The organism is Jatrophihabitans sp. YIM 134969 (assembly GCF_054456675.1).
In genome coordinates, this window is record NZ_JBTJEQ010000004.1 from 134338 (window position 1) to 153028 (window position 18691).

Consider the following 18691-nt stretch of genomic DNA (forward strand, 5'->3'; position numbering starts at 1 on the left):
GAGGAACGGTGACCAAGGTCCGGCAGGACGACGGCCTCGACGCCTGGGCCGACACCTGGTTCGGTGACCCTGGCACCTGGCCCCCGGCGTTGACCGCGGCTGCCGTGCGGTGCCTCGCCGAGGAACGGCCGGTCGCCGTGACGTGGGGACCCGACTTCCGGCTGCTGTACAACGCGGAGTACGCCGCGCTGCTCGGCGACCAGCACCCGGGCGTGCGCGGCCGTCCGGCCTGGGAAGCGGTTCCCGCCATGTGGCCGGTGGTCGGCCCGTTGCTGCACCGCGTGGTCGCGGCGGGCGAGTCCGTCGCCGGTGAGCGGGTGCCGCTGCCCCGCGACAGCCCCTCGGGCGTGCGCACGCACTGGTACTCGTGGACGTACGCCCCGATCTGGTCCGACGGCCGGGTCGACGGGGTGTTCGCCCTCGTGCTGGACGAGACGAACGCCGAACTGGCCGCTCGGCACGACGAGGCCCTGGCGTCGGCTGGACAGCTCGCGGACGCGGACGATCTCGACACCGCCATCCGCGAGCTGGTCAGGGTGCTCGGCACGATGCCGGACGCCCGCTTCGCCGTGTGCCACCGGCTCGCACCCGACGGGTCGTGGACCCGCGCCGCGCAGGCCGGTCGCGAGCTCACGACACCCACGGCGGCGTCGTTGCTCACCCACACCGAGAGCACCGGACGGTGGCCGCTGCCGCCCGGCAGCGCCCCCGGCGCGGTCCGCCCGCCCGACGGCTCACCGCGTGGCCTCGGCGCGAGCTGGTCGTTTGCCGTGCGGGTCTACGACGTCGACATCGCCCTGACCCTGGCCCTGAGCCCGCTCGTGGGCGACGCCGACGAACACCCGGCGTTCGTCGCGGCGCTGGCGCGACGGATGTCGACCGAGACCGCGTAGTCGACACGGACGGTCGGTTCCCGCGGCCCGCGCCGTCAACGCCCGGAGACCACGAGGTCCTCACCGCCCCCGAGGCCCTGGACGTCGGGCAGGAGCGCGATGTCGGTGTCCATCGCCCCCCGCAGCAAGCGGAACCGTCTCGACTCGAGCGGCTGGCGCCGGTCGTCCGGTGCGACCTCGAGCAGGTCGTCGAACGCGGCGAGCAGGCGGCGCGCGACGAGGGGCGACCTGCCGGCGAGCTCGACCAGCTCGTCGAACGCCACCGCGACGTGACCGTTCCACGTCAGTTCGCGGGTGACCAGCCGCAACCGACCCTGCGCGTCGTGGTGCAAGGTGTCGGGCAGACGCCGGAACAGCAGTTGCCGCACGGCGTCGTGCAGCCGGTCGACGGCCTGGACGGCAGTGACCGGATCGCTGTACCCACTCGACGCGATCGACCGTTCGGCGATGTCGACGAGTTTGCGCAGACCGTAGGGCGCATCACCGACGTGACTGCGCTCGTTGTCCAACAGCACCGCCTTCCGGAGCACCCGCGGGTCGAGCGCGGAGCCGGCCCGACTGCGCGCGAGTGGCGCGTCCCGGGGCACGAAGTCCCCGATCGCCACGCACATCTCGATGCAGTCGTCCGCGTCGTGGGCCAGGGCGACCAGCCGGTCGATGTCGACCACCACCACCACGCCGGCGTCCGGCGCGGACGCCGTGGCGGCGTCGGCGGTGACGACGTGCTCGACGGGATACGACCGTTCGATCTCGGCGTGCAGGTTGTCACCGACCAGGTCGATCAACCCGGCCACCCGCAGCGACTGGCCCGCGGTGTGCACGTACAGGACCAGCACCACCAGGCTCGTGGCCAGCAGCGCGTACGCCGCGACCACGGTGATGCTCGGGACCTGGCTCCCCGGGTCGCCCTGGTCGTCCACCTTCGCGACCGCGACCATGCAGAACAGGAAGGTCGCCGCGAACAGACCGTGGGCGAGCTGGCTGCGCGGGTCGGCCAGCATCGCCCGCACGATGCGCGGCGAGAACTGTTGCATCGCGAGTTGCACACCGAGCGTCATGACCGTCAACACGATGGTGGTGAGCGTGAGCATGGCCGAGGCGGCCGTGCTCAACACGGTCTGGACGGCCGTCGGCGTCCCCACCACGGACGCGGGCAGCAGGTCGTAGCCCACCAGGCTGTCGAGCGTGAGCAGCACCGCGGCCAGGACCGCAGCGGCGGCGAGGCAGGTCAGCGGGACCAGCCACAGACTGTTCGCGCGCCACTGGTGTTGCCGTGCCGGCCCGCGCACGCTCACGTCCGCACCTGCCCGAGCCGGTGCGGACGTGAGCGACGGATCGGGCGACGGGTCACCCGTTCGAACGGAACACCGCGCGTACGCACCCGTCCTCCTTCTCCTTGAACATCTTGTAGCCGCGCGGCCCGTCGTCGAGCGACATCACGTGGGTCGCGAGGTGCTCGGTGCGCACCACGTCACGGCTCATCAGGTCGAGGATCTCGGGGACGTAGCGGTGGCCGTGCTGTTGAGCGCCGCGCAGCGTGAGCGCCTTGTTCATGACCGCGCCCATCGGGAACTTGTCGACCAGGCCGCCGAACACGCCCAACGCGAACACCGTTCCGCCCTTGCGGCACGCGAAGATCGCCTCCCGCAGTGCGGTGGGCCGGTCGGACTGCAGGCGCAACTGCTGCTTCACCTGGTCGTAGAGGTAACCCGGGCCGGTGCCGTGCGCCTCCATCCCGACCGCCTCGATGCAGACGTCGGGTCCGCGGCCGCCGGACAGCTCGCGCAGCTCCGCGGCCACGTCGGTCTGCTCGTAGTCGAGGGTCTCCGCACCGACGTGCTGGCGCACCTGCTGCAGCCGGTTGTCGAACCGGTCGATCACCACCACCTGCTCGGCGCCCATGAGCATCGCCTTGCGCGCCGCCATCTGGCCGACCCCGCCGGCGCCCCAGACCGCGACGATGTCACCGGGCTGCACCCCGGCCTGGTCGGCCCCGGTCCACCCGGTGGGAGCGGCGTCCGAGGCGAACAGGGCCCGCTCGTCGGAGACGCCGTCGGGGATCGTGAACGCCCCCCGGTCGGCGTGGGGCACCCGGATGTACCGCGCGTGACTGCCGGCGAAACCGCCGAGCGCGTGCGAGTACCCGAAGCAGCCGCCGATCGACTGCCCCCACAACGCCTCGGTGATCCCGGGGTTGGGGTTGCCGTTGTCGCACAACGACCAGAGGCCCTGCTCGCAGTACCAGCACTTCCCGCACCCGATGAACGACACCACCACCACCCGGTCGCCGACCCGGTGCTTCGTGACACCGCGCCCGACCTCGGCGACCGTCCCCATGAACTCGTGACCGAGGACGTCGCCCGCGCGCATCGTGGGGATGTAGCCACCCAGCAGGTGCAGGTCGGACCCGCAGGTCACCGACAGCCCGACCTCCAGGATGATGTCGCCGTCGTTGAGGATCTCGGGCTCCGGCACGTCCTCCACGCCCACCTCGTTGACGCCTCGCCAGGTCACCGCCTTCACAGCACTCCCCCTCCTGGTGCATGCTTCGTCGCCGCCTCGACGGCCGCCCCCGTGGGCGTCGCCTTCCGTTCGCCGTGAGGTGTCGGGTCGACCCGCAGCACCTCGCCGACCTCGATCAACTGCTTGGCCTCGCGCAGCGCGGACCGCAGCTTCGCCTGCGGGTCGGAGCCGGCGAGTCGGGCCGGGGTCGAGGAGTGACCAGCCGACTGTCGGGCCCACCGGACCGCCAGTTCGGCCCCCTTGCCACCGGCCGCCGGACGGACGCGCGTCTCGATGCGGTCGCCCAGCGCCGCCAGCGGGCCGGGCAGGGCGTCCAGGTCGATCTCCTGCGGCTCACGTCGGATGGTCACCACCAGCCAGCCGGACGCCGGCGCGTTGCTCTCGCCGGGGCCACCGCTCGTCCCGGCGACGGCCGCACGGACGCCTCGGACCACCGCGTCGCCCGCGCGTTCGGCGAACGACACGACACTGCCCAGCGCGGTGCTCACGAGCCACCTCCGGCCGCTCCGGCGACCGGCGCGCCCGCGAACTCCTGCACGATCCGATCGCAGAAGGCGGGGATGTCGTCGGGTGAGCGGCTCGTGGTGATGTTGCCGTCCGTCACGACCTCCTCGTCGACCACGTCGGCACCGGCGTTGCGCAGGTCGGTCCGGATGCTCGGGAACGAGGTCAGCCGACGACCGCGCGCGACGTCGGCCTCGACGAAGTTCCACGGGCCGTGGCAGATCGAGGCCACCGGTTTGCCCGACTCGACGAAGTCACGCACGAACTGCACCGCGGTCGGGTTCATCCGCAGTTGGTCGGGGTTCACCGTCCCACCCGGCAGCAGCAGGGCGTCGAAATCGTCCGGTGAGACGTCCTCGACGAGGCGGTCGACGCTGAACGTGCCGGCGTCCTCGAGATCGTTGTTGCGTGCAGCGATCTCACCGTCGTGGATCGACACCAGCGTGGTCTGCGCACCGGCGCTGTCCAGCGCCTGGCGGGGCTTCTCCAGTTCCACCCGTTCGACGCCGTCCGCGGCGAGGACCGCCACGCGGCGTCCCGAGAGATCTCCGGCCATGTCAGGCTCCTGTCATCGCGGGCTTGAGGACGACCTTGGTCCAGCCGCCGTCGCGAGCGTCGAAGTGTTCGTAGGCGTTGGGTGCCTCCTCCAGGGGCAGCTCGTGGCTGACGATGAACGACGGCTCGGCCTTGCCGGCGGCGATCAGATCGCGGAGCTGGCGGTTGTACTTCTTGATCGGCGCCTGACCGCTGCCGATGTGCTGGCCCTTGAACCAGAACAGGCCGTAGTCGAACGCGACCTGTCCGTGCTTCGCGAGCTCGTCCACGCCACCCGGGTCCTGCGGCACGAACACCCCGACCGCGCCGATCCGGCCGGTGAACCGCACCGACTTGACCAGCTTGTTCAACGTGTCGTTCGGGCGCTCCTCGCCGTCCGGTTCGTGCGCCTGGTAGCCCACACACTCACAGCCGTTGTCCGCACCGAGACCCATGGTCTGGTCCAGGACGGCCTGCACCGGATCGACCTTGGAGTCGTCGATGGCGATGGCTCCGATCGACTCGGCCAGCCGCAACCGGTCCGGGTGCCGGTCGACGACCATGACCTTGCTCGCGCCGCGCACGGTCGCCGAGAGCGCGGCCATGAGGCCCACCGGCCCGGCGCCGTAGATGACGGTCTGGTCACCGGGGGACACGCCCGCCATCTCCGTCGCGTGGTAGCCGGTCGGCCAGATGTCGGCGAGCATGACGTAGTCCGACGCCCTCTCGTCGGCGTCCTCGCCCAGCCGCAGACAGTTGAAGTCGCCCCACGGCACCCGCAGCAGATCGGCCTGACCGCCGGCCCACGGACCCATGTCGGCGAATCCGTAGGCGGCACCGGCCCATTCGGGTACGGGCTGGGCGGTGAGGCAGTAGTTCGTCAGCCCCCGCTCGCAGTTCTTGCAGTGCCCGCAGGCGACGTTGAACGGCAGCACGACCCGGTCACCGACGCGCACCTTGTCGACGCCTGCGCCGACCTCGACGACCTCACCCATGTTCTCGTGGCCGAACCAGCGGCCGGCCTCGAAGTCGGTGCGGCCCTCGTACATGTGCAGGTCCGAACCGCAGATGTTGGTCGTGGTGATCCGCACCAACACGTCCGTGGGCCGTTCGATCCGGGCGTCGGGGACGTCCTCGACGCTGACCTGGCGCGGGCCCTGGTAGACGACAGCTCTCATGATCGCTCCTCCTCGGGTGTCAGCACGACCACGACCACGCTGGTCGTCGCGGCGCGCGACGGGAATCGGTCGTTCTGCCGATGGTGGGGCGAACCGGACACCGGTTGGCTGGCCGGAGCAGCCGCCGCCGAGGAGGAGTGGATGACCGCAGACGCCGAACGTCGTGGAGCACGACGGTCCCTGCAGCACGATCCGCTGACGCGCGCCCTGGGCTGGCTGAGCGCAGCGCTCGCCGGACCGCCGCTCGCGCGACCGCGCGCCTTCACCCGCGCGCTCGGCGTGGGTGACGGTCCCCGGCAACAGCTCGCGGCCGTGCTCGTCGGCGCCCGGGAGGCAGCGGCCGCCGCCGGGTTGCTCGGACGTCCGCACCCCCTGTGGCTCTGGGCCCGCGTCGGCGGTGACGCGATGGACCTCACCCTCCTGACGAGGGCGTTGCTGCACCACGACGGACGCGGCCTGCGGCGGACCGCGGCGGCGACAGCCGCCACCGTCGCGATCACGCTGACCGACCTCTACGCCGCCACCACCCGCTCGAGGAGGAGCACACCGATGGACCTGCACTCCACGACCACCGTCGTCGGATCGCCGGACGAGGTCTACCGGTTCTGGAGCCGGCTCGACCGTCTGCCGTCGTTCATGGCGCACCTCGAGGACGTCCGCGTGACCGGCGAGGGCCGCAGCCACTGGCGGGCCTCGGCCCCGTTCGGTCGTGACGTCGAGTGGGACGCCGAGACCACCGACGACGTGCCGGGCCGCCGGATCGCGTGGCGTTCCCTCGACGGCGCCCAGGTGCCGAACGCGGGCGAGGTCTCGTTCGTCGCGGCGCCCGGCGACCGCGGCACCGAGGTGCACGTCGCGCTCTCGTACGACCTGCCGGGCGGCGCGCTCGGGAAGGCGGTGGCGAAGTACTTCGGCGAGGAGCCCTCCCAACAGCTCGACGACGACCTCCGGCGCTTCAAGCAGGTCTTCGAGACCGGCGAGGTGATCCGCAGCGACGGCGCACCCCACGGCAAGCGCGCGCGGGAGGAGTTCCCGCAACACCCGGCGCGACCACTGTCCGACGCGGAACGAGCGGAGATGACGGCGTGAAGGCGAACACCTGGCAGAGCCGCAACACGGTCGAGGTGACCGAGGTGCCCGACCCGAAGATCCTCAACCGACGCGACGCGATCGTGAAGATCACCTCGACGGCGATCTGTGGGTCCGACCTGCACCTGCTCGACGGCTACGTGCCGACGATGCAGGAGGGCGACATCATGGGTCACGAGTTCATGGGCGAGGTGGTCGAGGTCGGGCCCGGCGTCGACGGCGAGAAGCTGCGGGTCGGCGACCGCGTGGTCGTCCCCTTCCCCATCGGCTGTGGCGCGTGCGCCGCGTGCCGGAACGACCTCTGGTCGTGTTGCGAGAACACCAACCCGAACGCCGGCCTCGCCGAGAAGATGTTCGGGCACCCCGTGGCCGGCATCTACGGCTACTCGCACCTGACCGGCGGGTTCGCCGGTGGCCAGGCCGAGTACGCCCGGGTGGTGCTGGCGGACGTCAACCCGCTCAAGATCGAGTCCGACCTCACCGACGAGCAGGTGCTGTTCCTCTCGGACATCCTGCCGACCGGCTACATGGGCGCGGAGATGTGCGACATCACCGACGGTGACGTCGTCGCGGTCTGGGGCGCCGGCCCGGTCGGGCAGTTCGCGATGGACAGTGCCCGGGTCCTGGGTGCGGCGAAGGTCATCGCGATCGACGACGTGGGGTACCGGCTGCAGATGGCCGCGTCCCAGGGCTACGAGACGATCGACTTCTCGAACACCGACGTGCGTTCCGCCCTGCTGGAGCTCACCGGTGGCCGCGGCCCCGACAAGTGCATCGACGCCGTCGGCATGGAAGCCACCCACGGCGCCGCACACGTCCACCTCTACGACCGCGCCAAGCAGGCGGTCCGGTCCGAGACCGACCGCCCGCACGCCCTGCGGCAGGCCATCACGTCGTGCCGTAGCGGCGGCATCGTGTCGGTCATCGGGGTGTACGGCGGTTTCATCGACAAGTTCCCCGCCGGTTCCTGGATGAACCGGGCCCTGACCCTGCGGACCGGGCAGTGCCACGTGCAGCGGTACATGCGGCCGCTGCTCGAACGCATCGAACGCGGCGAGCTCGACCCGACCCGGGTGATCACCCACCGGATGCCGCTCTCGGAGGCACCGCACGGCTACGACATCTTCAAGAACAAGGACGACCACTGCGAGAAGGTGGTGCTCAGCCCCTGACCCACCGACCGGGTGACGCCCGGGTCCGGCGCGTGGTGGCGGCGGACGACTCAGGTCCAGTAGAGGAAGCTCGCCTGCGGCAGGCGTCGCGCGAGTTCGGTGTCGAACCACGTCCGCAGCTCCCGCATGACCGGCGTCGGGTAGACGTACTTCACGCCGCCGAACTTCGAACGCTTGGCGCGGCGGTGGTCCTCGTCGAGGTCGAGCTTGGTGGCGGGGTACCACCCGAGCAGAACCGCCTTGCTGGCCTCGGTGAACCGGTGCGTGATCACCTCGACGGTGAGGTCGACGTCAGGAACCCCTGCCAGCGCAAGGGAAACGTCGTCGAGCAGGGCGCCGTACTCCTCCGCCCAACCGGGGAGCGGCATCACCGGGGCGATGGTCAGGCCGACCGGGTAGCCCGCCGTGGCGAGGCGCCGCAGCGCCGCGAGTCGTCCCGCGGTGCGGGCGGTGCCGCCCTCGAAGCGGCGCGCGACCGAGGCCGAGTTGACCGAGACACGGACGCGCGTGCGTCCCGCGTGGTCGAGCTCGAGCAGGTCCTCGACGTCGTCGAACTTGGTCGTGAACCGCAGACCGACCCCGTCGCCGTACTCCCCCGCACCGACCCGGCGGACCGCGGCCGCCAGCGAACCGGTGACCGACTCGATGCCGAGCGGGTCGGTGTAGCAGGACAGCTCGAAGGTCGTGCCCTCGTGACCGCGTTCGGCCGTACCCGAGGTGACGTGACCCCGCCCCGCGTGGGTGGCGATGGGCGCGAGCACGTCGTCGAGGTTGGCGAACACCCGCGTGACGGGCGGGCCGGACAGCGACCCGGCGAGGTAGCAGTACTGGCAGTGGGCGGGGCAGCCGCGCGCGAGGTCGATCCGGAAGTCGGCGCTGGGCGGGATGGGTTGCGGACGCAGCGCGCTGGGTGGTGCGACGACGACGGCGAGGGTCCGCTTGGCCGCCGCGTACGTCTCGCGCTCGGTCGCGCCGCGCAGACCGGTGAGCCGGTCGCCGCTCAACAGCTGGATGTCGTCGACCCCGGCCGCCTCGCACCGGCGGAGGACCTCCGCGGTGTGCGGGAGCTCGGCCGCCGAGCGGGTGACGAGGACGTGTCGCGGGACCCAGCGGGTCGTCGCGGGGGTGGGCAGCTCGAGCGCCGCGAGGTCCGTCACCCGGGTTGAACGCGTTCAAGGTCGAGGCTGTTCCGCTCTGGGCTACCCGCCGGTAGGTTCCCGGCCATGACGCACAGCAGCGCGGAGCACGTCGACGTCCTGGTCATCGGCGCCGGCCTCTCGGGCGTGGGCGCCGCCTGTCACCTGCGCGAGGAACTACCGGGCAAGTCCTTCCTCCTGCTCGAGGCGCGCGACGCCATCGGCGGCACGTGGGACTTGTTCCGCTACCCCGGCGTGCGGTCGGACTCCGACATGTTCACCCTGGGCTACGACTTCCGGCCGTGGCGCTCCGGCAAGGCCATCGCCGACGGCCCGTCGATCCGCCGGTACGTCCGCGACACGGCGGCCGAGTACGGCGTCGACCGGCGGATCCGCTTCGGGCACCGGGTCGTCCGGGCCAGCTGGTCCGGCGACGACGCCCGGTGGACGGTCGTCGCCGACACCGCGGACGGCGAGCGCACCTACACCTGCTCGTTCCTGTTCGGCTGCTCCGGCTACTACCGCTACGACGAGGGGTACACGCCCGACTTCGAGGGGCTCGACGACTTCGAGGGCACCGTCGTGCACCCGCAGCACTGGCCCGAGGACCTCGACTGGAGCGGCAGGAAGGTCGTCGTGATCGGCAGCGGCGCCACGGCCGTCACCCTCGTCCCGTCGATGGCGGCGGACGCCGAGCACGTCACGATGCTGCAACGCACCCCGACCTACATCAGCGCGTTGCCCTCGAAGGACGCGTTGCACGCGGCGCTGTCGAAGGTCCTGCCACCCAAGGCGGTCTACGCGGCGATCCGGGCCAAGAACGTCGCGTTCATGACGCTGACCTACCAGCTGGCGCGGCGGCGGCCCGAGCTGATGAAGAAGATCCTGCGCAGCGGCGCGGTCAAGGCCCTGCCGGCCGGCTTCGACGTCGACACCCACCTCGCGCCGACCTACCAGCCCTGGGACCAGCGCCTCTGCGTCGTCCCCGACGGCGACCTGTTCCGCGCCATCTCGTCGGGCCGGGCGTCGATCGTCACCGACAGGATCGTCCGCTTCACCGCGACCGGCATCGAGTTGGCGTCGGGCCAGACCCTCGAGGCCGACGTCGTCGTCACGGCGACCGGGCTCAACCTGCTCGCGCTCGGCGGGGTGACGTTCGAGGTCGACGGCCGCCCGGTCGATCTGGCCGACACCGTCGCCTACAAGGGGATGATGCTGTCCGGCGTGCCGAACATGGCGCTGACGATCGGCTACACGAACGCGTCGTGGACGCTCAAGGCCGACCTGGTCGCGCGGTACGTGTGCCGGCTGCTGGCCTACATGGACGAGCACGACGTCGACACCGCCGTCCCCGACGCGTCGGCGCTGATCGCAGCGTCCGGAGGCGACACCACCGCCCTCGAACCGATCATCGACCTGCAGTCGGGCTACGTCCTGCGCAGTGTGCAGGTGTTGCCCAAGCAGGGCCCGTCGGCGCCGTGGCGCCTGCACCAGAACTACGTGCGGGACCTCCGGTTGATGCGCCGCGGCCCCCTCACCGACGCGATGCTGTTCAGCCGGTCACGCGACCGCGCGCGGCCCACCAGCTCGGCTGCGGTGCCGGCGGGCTCCGCCTGATCGACCCCGGACGCAGACGTGGCGACCTCCGGACACGCGCGACGCGTCAGAGGACGTCGCGCGCGGCGGAGATCGCCACGGGTGGTGCGGAGGAACCGCGTCGAGAGGTGACCGGGTCAGGCGACGGAGAGCACCGTGACGCTGGCGGTACGGCCACCGGCGATGCGGTACTCCACGGTGTCACCCGCGACGGCGCCGACGAGCGCGCGGCCGAGCGGGCTGCCCGGGGTGACGACCTCGGCACCGACCGGCGCCAGGTCGACCGAGCTGACGACGTAGGCCTCGGGGCCGTCACCGAAGTCGACGGTCACGGTCGAGCCGAGCCGCACCTCGGAGGAGTCGCCGGCGACGTCGACGTCACCGCGCGAGACGCGGTAGAGCTCGGCCTCGACGTCGGAGATGCGCTCCTCGAGGACGGCGAGGCGCACGTGCGCGTCGACGTTGGTGGCGCGGTCGGCGGCGTCGCCCGAGCCGGACAACACCGTCTCGTCGAGGGCGGCGTCACGATCGGCCTTGAGCGTCGCGAGGCGCGCTTCGAGCGCGGCGACGGCGGGGTGGGTGGTCTCGGGGTGGGCGAGCGTTGCAGTCATGGCATGTCCTGTCGGGGAAGTCGTGGTGCTCTGGGTTCGTGTCCTGGTGCTCAGGTGGATCCGGGTCGAACTGATCGTGTTCAACTCCGTCCCTGGCCCGTGTATGCCCAGCAGGGAACCGCTCTCACACGTGAGTCGGCTGTGCGTGGGCCAGGCGAGGGCGCGGACCCCCGTCACCCGGCGGGAGAGGCGCACGAACACCGGGACGAACCGGGCATCGGCCACCGTCCGACGTGGTGCACGAGACACCACCGGACTGCCTCACGGTGACGGTCGGTCAGCCTCGGTCGACGCGCGGCGACGAGTCGGTGTCGGCGTCGGCGAGGCCGGGCAGCCCGGCCCCGACCTCGGCCATCGCGACGTCACCCGCAGCGGCGAGACCGGCCTCGGTCTCCTCGGCGCCGGTCGTGCCGAGCACGGCGTGCTCACCGACCCGGCCGCGGAACCAGGAGAAGACCGCGGCGACGAAGCAGCAGATCGCGGCGAGCAGGAACGCGAGGTGCAGGCCGTGGCCGAACGGTCCGGAGATCAGGTCGGGGAAGAACCCGCGGCCGGTGAGGTAGGCGTACTGCGAGTCGCTGACGTGGGCCGCCGCTGCACTGGGCAACAGTTCCTGCACCGGGTTGAACCCGAGGAACGCCGCGAACAGCGTGCCGATCGGCGGCAGCCCGGCGACCTCCTGGGCCTGGGCGGCAGGCACACCCGCACCGGCCAGGCCACTGCTCAGCGCCCCGGGCAAGGTCGCGGCCAGGCCCAGGGTGATGACGGTGAAGAACACGCCGATCGACAGCACCTGCGCGCTGTTCTGGAAGGTGTTGAGCATGCCGGCGCCCGCACCGCGCTGGTTCGGCGGCAGCGAGTTCATGACGCTCGCGGTGTTCGGGGCGAAGAACAACCCCATCGACAACCCGACGAGCAGCAGCAACGCCGCGAACCAGACGTACGAGAAGTTCATCGGCAACAGGTTGAACAGCAGGAACACGATGCCGGACAGCGTGACGCCGGCGGTGGCGAACGGCCGCGCCCCGAACCGGTCGGAGAGCTTGCCCGAGAGCGGACCGGCGATGAGGAAGCCCACGGTCAACGGGATCATGTAGATGCCGGCCCACAGCGGCGTGCGCTCGAAGCTGTAGCCGTGCAGCGGCAGCCAGATGCCCTGCAGCCAGATGATGAGCATGAACTGCAGACCACCGCGGGCGAGCGCCGCCAACAACGCGGTGATGTTGCCCATCGTGAAGGTGCGGTTGCGGAACAGTTCGAGGCGGAACATCGGGTCGTCGACGTGCAGCTCGTAGACGACGAACCCGATCAGCACGGCGAGCCCGCCGAACAGGCAGGTCAGCACGAACGGCGAGGTCCAACCCATGGTGTGGCCGCCGTAGGGCTGCAGGCCGTACACGATGCCGGTGAGCACGGCGACGAGCCCGACGGCGAACAGGACGTTGCCCGTCCAGTCGATCTTCGCCTTGTTCCGCCTGCCGTTGTCCTGCAGCTTGACGTAGCTCCACACCGTGCCGAACACGCCGAACGGGATCGACACGACGAAGACCAGGTGCCACTCGATCGGCGCGAGCACGCCGCCGAGGATCAGACCGATGAACGACCCGCCGATGGCCGCGACCCCGTTGATGCCGAGGGCGAAGCCGCGCTCGTGCTCGGGGAAGGCGTCGGTGAGGATCGCGCTGGAGTTCGCGAACAGGCAGGCGCCACCGATGCCCTGACCGACGCGCATGAGGATGATCCACAACGCGCCGGACGTGCCCGACATCCACGTGACGGCCAGCAGGATCGAGAACAGGGTGAAGATCGCGAAGCCGAGGTTGAACAGCCGCACCCGGCCGAACATGTCCCCGATGCGGCCGAGGCTCACGACCAGCACGCTCGTGACGAGGATGAACCCCATCAGCATCCAGAGGAAGTACGAGGTGTTGCCGGCGGCCAGCGGCTCGAGCTTGATGCCCCGGAAGATGTCGGGCAGCGCGATGAGCAGGATCGACCCGTTGATGGTCGCCATGAGGATGCCGAGCGTGGTGTTCGACAGCGCGATCCACTTGTAGTCGATCCCCCGGCCGCCGATGGCGGGACGGGACGGTGCAGCGGTCGTCGTCACGGGTGTCCTCTGGTCGCGGGCGTCGTGGCGGACGGGTGACAGCTCCGGCACCGCCCGAATCGTTAGTGAGGCTCTCAAACTATCCCTCACCACCTCACAGGCGCACACCCGGCCGGTGTGACGTGATCCGCCGTCCGCACGGCCCGACCCCACCTAGGGTCGGCATTGTGGACACCACCGCCGAGTTGCTGGTTCGCTGCCTGGAGAACGAGGGCGTCGAGTACGTCTTCGGCATCCCGGGCGAGGAGAACATCCACCTGGTCGAGGCGCTGTCCCGGTCGCCCATCCGGTACGTGCTCGTGCGGCACGAGCAGGCGGCGTCGTTCATGGCCGAGACCTACGGCCGACTGACCGGCAAGGCCGGGGTGTGCTCGGCCACGCTCGGGCCCGGGGCGATCAACCTGCTGCTTGGTGTCGCCGACGCCACCACCAACTCCACTCCCCTGGTCGCGATCTCGGCCCAGGTCGGCATGAACCGCGCCTACAAGGAGTCGCACCAGAGCGTCGACCTGGTGCCGATGTTCGCGCCGGTGACCAAGTGGTCGGCACTGCTGGCCACGCCGGGCGCGGCGCCGGAGATGGTCCGCAAGGCGTTCAAGCTGGCCCAGACCGAGCGCCCGGGCGCGGTCTACCTAGCCGTTCCCGAGGACGTCGAGAAGGCGGCCGCCGAGGGGGCGCCGCTCGACGTCAACGTGCCGCGCGCCGACGAGCCCTCCCCCGGGCAGATCGAGCGGGCGGCCGAGATCCTGCGCCGCGCGGAGAACCCGGTGGTGCTCGCGGGTCACGGCGCGGCCCGCGCCGGCGCCACCGAGGCCCTGGTCCGGTTCGCCGACGGCCTCGGCCTGCCGGTCGCCACGACCTTCCACGGCAAGGGCGTGTTCCCGGACGACCACCCGCGCGCGCTCGGAGCCGTCGGGTTCATGCGGCACGACTACGTCAACTTCGGCTTCGACCGGGCGGACGTCGTGGTCGCCGTCGGGTACGAACTACAGGAGTTCGACCCGGTCAAGATCAACCCGCGCGGCGACAAGCAGATCATCCACGTCCACCGGTTCCCCGCCGAGGTCGACGCCCACTACGACGTCGAGGTCGGCCTGCAGTCCGACATCGCCCGCACGCTCGACGCGCTCGGCGCGACCGTGGACCGCAGCTTCGACACCGGCACCCCGCGACGCATCCACGAACTGCTCGACGCCGAGTTGGCGGCGGGCGCCGCCGACGACCGCTTCCTCCTCGCGCCCGCACGCATCGTGGCCGACACCCGCGCGGCACTGGACCGTGACGACATCGTGCTGGTCGACACCGGAGCGCTGAAGATGTGGATGGCCCGGCTCTACCCGACCTACGAGGCCAACACCTGCCTGATCTCCAACGGTCTGTCGACGATGGCCTGGACGCTGCCGGGCGCGATCGGCGCGAAGCTCGCGAAGCCCGAGGCGAAGGTGCTCGTGGCGACCGGCGACGGCGCGTTCCTCATGAACAGCCAGGAGATCGAGACCGCCCTGCGCGAACGCATCCCGATGGTGGTGTTGATCTGGGTCGACGACGCCTACGGGCTCATCAGCTGGAAGATGGACCTGGAACTCGGCCACGAGGTCGACACCGCTTTCTCGAACCCCGACTTCGTGGCCTACGCCGAGAGCTTCGGCGCGGTCGGCCGGCGGATCACCGCGGCCGACGAGTTGCTGCCGACCCTGCGTGAGGCCCTCGCCGCCGACACCGTGACGGTCATCGCCTGCCCGGTCGACTACCGCGACAACCTCCGCCTCACCGACTCGCTCGGGGAGCTCGACGACCCGCTGTAGGCCGTCCCCGGGCGACGCCCGGGTGAACACCGCGGGACAAGACGGCGGCTTGTTGCCAGCTTCTTGCGTTAAATCGGCGGGCGTGCTGAGGTGACAGCTGTGACGACCACCAGCGCGCCGGAGCAGTCGGCCTGGAAGAAGTTCAGGGCCGCGCTCGACGCGCACGACAAGCGGTCGTTGTACGGGATGTTCGGCTTCATCGTGCTGCTGCACGTCGTCGGGTTCGGGGTGCTGTTCGGCTTCGTCCTCCCGAACCACTACCAACTCGGCGGCGACCACCCGTACTTCACGCTCGGGGTCGGCATCCTCGCCTACACCCTGGGCATGCGGCACGCGTTCGACGCCGACCACATCGCCGCCGTCGACAACACCACCCGCAAGCTCATGGCCGACAACGCGTCCGGCACCGGGTCCGGCCGCAAGCCGCTCTCGGTCGGCTTCTGGTTCTCCCTCGGCCACTCGAGCATCGTGTTCGGGCTCGCCTTCCTGCTCGCGATCGGCGTCAAGGCGCTGGCGAGCCAGGTGGAGAACGAAGGCTCGACGCTGCACGACGTCACGGGGGTCATCGGCGTCTCGGTGTCGGGGACCTTCCTGTGGATCCTCGGCATCCTCAACCTCATCGTGCTGGTCGGCATCATCAAGGTCTTCCGGCGCATGAAGCAGGGCGACTTCGACGAAGCGACCCTGGAGCACCACCTCAACCACCGCGGGTTCATGAACCGCTTCCTCGGCGGGCTCACCAAGTCGGTGCGCAAGCCGTGGCACATCTACCCCGTCGGCCTGCTGTTCGGCCTGGGCTTCGACACCGCGACCGAGGTCGGCCTGCTGGTCCTCGCGGGCGGAGCGGCGGCCTTCGAGCTGCCGTTCTACGCGATCCTCGTGCTGCCGGTGCTGTTCGCCGCCGGCATGTGCCTGCTCGACACCGTCGACGGTGTGTTCATGAACGTCGCCTACGGCTGGGCGTTCCTCAAGCCCGTGCGCAAGGTGTTCTACAACCTCACCATCACCTCGGTGTCGGTCATCGTGGCGCTGGTCATCGGCACGGTCGAGCTCATCTCGGTGCTCACCGACCAGCTCGACATCACCACCGGACCGCTCGCCGCGATCGCCTCGATCCCCCTGGACTACGCCGGCTACTTCATCGTCGGGCTGTTCGTCGTGGCCTGGGCCGTCGCCGTCCTGGTGTGGAAGTACGGGCGGATCGAGGAGCGGTGGTCGGCCGGGCTCGCCGGGCCCCCGCCCGCGCCCACGACCGACTGACCCCCGACGGACCGATCTCCGGCCCACTGCTCACCAGATCTCTTCCGTCCTCCCATCTTTCCTCCTCTCTTGTGTGAACCGCGTGAAGCGACCCGGACGAAACGTCGTTGAACGGGCGCGGTGTCCGACGAGGGGACGTGGTCGCGGTGTGGCAGGTGACGCAGCTCGACGAACGACGACGGTCGATGTCCATCCGGTTGTACGGCCTGGACCAACCGTGGCCGGAGCGTGACGCGGCGCTCGACGAGATCGCGGGCCTCACACGCGTGGCCCTCGGCACCGACGGCGCCGGGGTCAACCTGCTGGTCGACGACATCCAGGTGACGATCGCCAGCACCGACGGCCACCCGCCGTCGCAGGTCCCCCGCCCGATGGGCATCTGCTCCACCGTGCTCAGGCGGCACAGCACCGGCGACGTCATCGAGATCCCCGACCTCGCAGCCGACCCCGAACTCCGGGACAACCCCCACGTCGACGGCACCCTGGCCTCGGTGCGCTTCTACGCGTCGACCCCGCTGCTGGGCAAGCACGGGCTGGCGTTGGGGACGTTGTGCGCCTGGTCGGCAGCTCCGATGACGCTCGACGACGACCGGCGGGCCCTGCTGCGCAACCTCGGGCGTTCGGTCGTGAACGTCCTCGACGAACGCCGCCGCGCCCTGGTCCCGGACAGCACCGGCGCGCTCCGACCCGCGCGCTGACGTCCCCGCGCTGCGCCGTCAGCCGGACGCGAGGCGCCGGGTGAGCTCGTTCCGGATCGCCGGCCAGTCCGGCGCGGTGATCGAGTAGACGACGGTGTCGCGCAGCGTGCCGTCGGGACTCACCTGGTGGTGCCGCAGGATGCCGTCGAGCCGGGCGCCCAGCCGTTCGATCGCCGCGCGCGAGCGGCGGTTGAGGACGTGCGTACGGAACTCGACCGCGATGCAGTCGAGGGTGTCGAAGGCGTGGGTGAGCAGCAGCAGCTTGCTCTCGGTGTTGGTGCCGCTGCGCTGCGCACTCGCCGCGTTCCACGTCCCGCCGATCTCGACCCGACGGTTGGCCTCGTCGACCGCCCAGAAGTTCGTCATGCCGATGACCGCGCCCGTGTCGACCCGCCGAGCGACCCAGGGCACCAGGGCCCCCTCACGCTGGCGGTCCAGTCGCGCTGCGACGGTCGCAGCCATCTCCTCTGGACGCGGCACCGAGGTGTAGCCGAGGTTCCACAGCTCGCCGTCGGCGGCCGCGGCCGACAGGTCGTCGACGTCGTCCGGGGTCAACGGGTCCAGGCGCACGAGAGCGCCGACGAGGGTCACGGGATCGGAGATGGCCACGGTGGGAGCGTAGGAGAGGCGCCCGCACGCGTTTCGCTTCGCAGATGCCCAGCCGGTACCTCGCCGGCGACCGGTGCGGTCCGGGCACCGCGACGACATGGGCGGGTGGCGCACGGTCTGGGCCGGGTTCGCCCTGTCCGGGGTCGCGGCCGCCCTGCTCGGCTCGGCCGGCCCGAGCGCGGCGCGCACCGCCGGCGCCGTACCGGTGGGCACGGCCACGGCCGAGGCCGTCGGGGCGGCGACGGCGGACGGCACGCGTGTGGCCGTCGCGGTCACCGACACCACGACCGGCGCGACCCGGGTCGCCGGCGAGCACGCCGCGCTGTTCCCGTCCGAGAGCGTGGTCAAGGTGCTCATCGCGACCCGACTGCTCGTCGACCGTCAGCTGACCGGGGAGGCCGCCGACCAGGCCGCGGCCATGCTCAGCGCGTCGGACGACGAGGCCGCCAACCGGCTCTGGGGGCTCGTCGGCGGCGCCGACGTCGTCGCGTGGGTGGCGCAGCGGTACGGCCTCACCGGGCTGGGCGCGCCGTCCGAGTGGGGCTGGTGGGGCAACACCCAGGTCAGCGCGACCGGGCTGACCGCCCTCTACGCGGCCCTCGCGGCCGATCCGGTCGTCGCCCCGTTCCTGCTCCGGCACCTCGGCGCGGTCACGACCGTGGCCGCGGACGGCACCGACCAGTCCTTCGGGTTCGCCGCCACGGACGCTGCCGACCCGGTGGCCCTCAAGCAGGGCTGGGGCGGTGACGACGACGCGCAGGTGACGGCCAACCTGCTCTCGACCGGGTACCTCGCGGACGGCCGGTACGGCGTGGCGGTCATCGTGCAGGACCCGGCGGGCGGCCCGCCGAGCGCGCTGGTCCCGACCATCGACTCGGTCGCCGCCGCGGTCGTCGCCGACACCGTGCGCACGCTCGACCGGGAGGCCGCGCGGAGCACGGGAGCCGGGGCCGAGCCGGCCGGCGCGGCCACA

At 71.1% G+C, this 18691-nt stretch carries 17 protein-coding genes; 8 read left to right on the forward strand and 9 right to left on the reverse strand.

The genetic code is table 11. The annotated features are described in order from the left end of the window. The first annotated feature begins 8 nt into the window (after positions 1–8). On the forward strand, positions 9–893 hold the full coding sequence (locus ACXR2U_RS04105; RefSeq protein ID WP_458823651.1) for a PAS domain-containing protein: 885 nt from the start codon (positions 9–11) through the stop codon (positions 891–893). A 35-nt stretch (positions 894–928) separates the two neighbouring features. Here ACXR2U_RS04105 and ACXR2U_RS04110 read toward each other — a convergent pair whose 3' ends face one another. The 5 genes from ACXR2U_RS04110 to ACXR2U_RS04130 are packed head-to-tail and all read right to left on the reverse strand — an operon-like array spanning position 929 to position 5632. Next, positions 929–2188, reverse strand: a complete 1260-nt coding sequence (locus ACXR2U_RS04110) for a DUF2254 domain-containing protein (RefSeq protein WP_458823652.1) — start codon at positions 2186–2188, stop codon at positions 929–931. Between the two features lie 52 nt (positions 2189–2240). After that, complete coding sequence (locus ACXR2U_RS04115; protein WP_458823653.1) at positions 2241–3416, reverse strand: zinc-dependent alcohol dehydrogenase; 1176 nt, start codon at positions 3414–3416, stop codon at positions 2241–2243. After that, on the reverse strand, positions 3413–3904 hold the full coding sequence (locus ACXR2U_RS04120; RefSeq protein WP_458823654.1) for a hypothetical protein: 492 nt from the start codon (positions 3902–3904) through the stop codon (positions 3413–3415). The genes ACXR2U_RS04115 and ACXR2U_RS04120 overlap by 4 nt, the downstream gene beginning before the upstream one ends. Next, positions 3901–4476: a type 1 glutamine amidotransferase domain-containing protein gene (locus ACXR2U_RS04125; protein WP_458823655.1), complete on the reverse strand. Its 576-nt coding sequence runs from the start codon at positions 4474–4476 to the stop codon at positions 3901–3903. Before ACXR2U_RS04125 ends, ACXR2U_RS04120 begins: the two co-directional genes overlap by 4 nt. A 1-nt stretch (position 4477) precedes the next feature. After that, the gene (locus ACXR2U_RS04130) at positions 4478–5632 is read right to left on the reverse strand and encodes a glutathione-independent formaldehyde dehydrogenase (protein ID WP_458823656.1); all 1155 of its coding nucleotides are present in this window, start codon (positions 5630–5632) and stop codon (positions 4478–4480) included. Positions 5633–5773: 141 nt separating this feature from the next. Between ACXR2U_RS04130 and ACXR2U_RS04135 the strand changes: the two genes are divergently transcribed. Then, a complete protein-coding gene (locus ACXR2U_RS04135) occupies positions 5774–6721 on the forward strand; it encodes an SRPBCC family protein (protein ID WP_458823657.1) in 948 nt (315 codons plus the stop codon). Then, positions 6718–7893: a zinc-dependent alcohol dehydrogenase gene (locus ACXR2U_RS04140; RefSeq protein ID WP_458823658.1), complete on the forward strand. Its 1176-nt coding sequence runs from the start codon at positions 6718–6720 to the stop codon at positions 7891–7893. Before ACXR2U_RS04135 ends, ACXR2U_RS04140 begins: the two co-directional genes overlap by 4 nt. 50 nt (positions 7894–7943) lie before the next feature. Here the strand turns inward: ACXR2U_RS04140 and ACXR2U_RS04145 are convergent, their stop codons facing one another. Further along, the gene (locus tag ACXR2U_RS04145; RefSeq protein ID WP_458823659.1) at positions 7944–9050 is read right to left on the reverse strand and encodes a spore photoproduct lyase family protein; all 1107 of its coding nucleotides are present in this window, start codon (positions 9048–9050) and stop codon (positions 7944–7946) included. 66 nt (positions 9051–9116) lie between these two features. Here ACXR2U_RS04145 and ACXR2U_RS04150 point away from each other — a divergent pair, with 66 nt between their 5' ends. Beyond that, positions 9117–10646 (forward strand): flavin-containing monooxygenase, encoded by a 1530-nt coding sequence (locus ACXR2U_RS04150; RefSeq protein ID WP_458823660.1) that lies wholly within the window; start codon positions 9117–9119, stop codon positions 10644–10646. A gap of 116 nt (positions 10647–10762) precedes the next feature. Here the strand turns inward: ACXR2U_RS04150 and ACXR2U_RS04155 are convergent, their stop codons facing one another. Next, a complete protein-coding gene (locus ACXR2U_RS04155; protein ID WP_458823661.1) occupies positions 10763–11236 on the reverse strand; it encodes a GreA/GreB family elongation factor in 474 nt (157 codons plus the stop codon). Positions 11237–11513: 277 nt separating this feature from the next. Beyond that, entirely contained in the window at positions 11514–13250 is a 1737-nt protein-coding gene (locus ACXR2U_RS04160) for an MFS transporter (RefSeq protein ID WP_458823674.1), read from the reverse strand. 263 nt (positions 13251–13513) lie between these two features. Between ACXR2U_RS04160 and ACXR2U_RS04165 the strand changes: the two genes are divergently transcribed. From ACXR2U_RS04165 to ACXR2U_RS04175, 3 genes are all read left to right on the forward strand, one after another. Beyond that, complete coding sequence (locus ACXR2U_RS04165; RefSeq protein WP_458823662.1) at positions 13514–15151, forward strand: acetolactate synthase large subunit; 1638 nt, start codon at positions 13514–13516, stop codon at positions 15149–15151. A 99-nt stretch (positions 15152–15250) separates the two neighbouring features. Then, positions 15251–16411 (forward strand): Nickel transporter NicT, encoded by a 1161-nt coding sequence (gene nicT / locus ACXR2U_RS04170; RefSeq protein WP_458823663.1) that lies wholly within the window; start codon positions 15251–15253, stop codon positions 16409–16411. A gap of 155 nt (positions 16412–16566) precedes the next feature. Then, on the forward strand, positions 16567–17109 hold the full coding sequence (locus ACXR2U_RS04175) for a hypothetical protein (protein ID WP_458823664.1): 543 nt from the start codon (positions 16567–16569) through the stop codon (positions 17107–17109). Between the two features lie 18 nt (positions 17110–17127). On the opposite strand, the gene ACXR2U_RS04180 is transcribed toward ACXR2U_RS04175, so the two are convergent. Then, complete coding sequence (locus ACXR2U_RS04180; RefSeq protein WP_458823665.1) at positions 17128–17718, reverse strand: GNAT family N-acetyltransferase; 591 nt, start codon at positions 17716–17718, stop codon at positions 17128–17130. Positions 17719–17815: 97 nt separating this feature from the next. On the opposite strand from ACXR2U_RS04180, the gene ACXR2U_RS04185 reads away from it, so the two are divergent. Beyond that, the coding region (locus ACXR2U_RS04185) for a hypothetical protein (protein ID WP_458823666.1) at positions 17816–18691 on the forward strand (876 nt) is incomplete at its 3' end.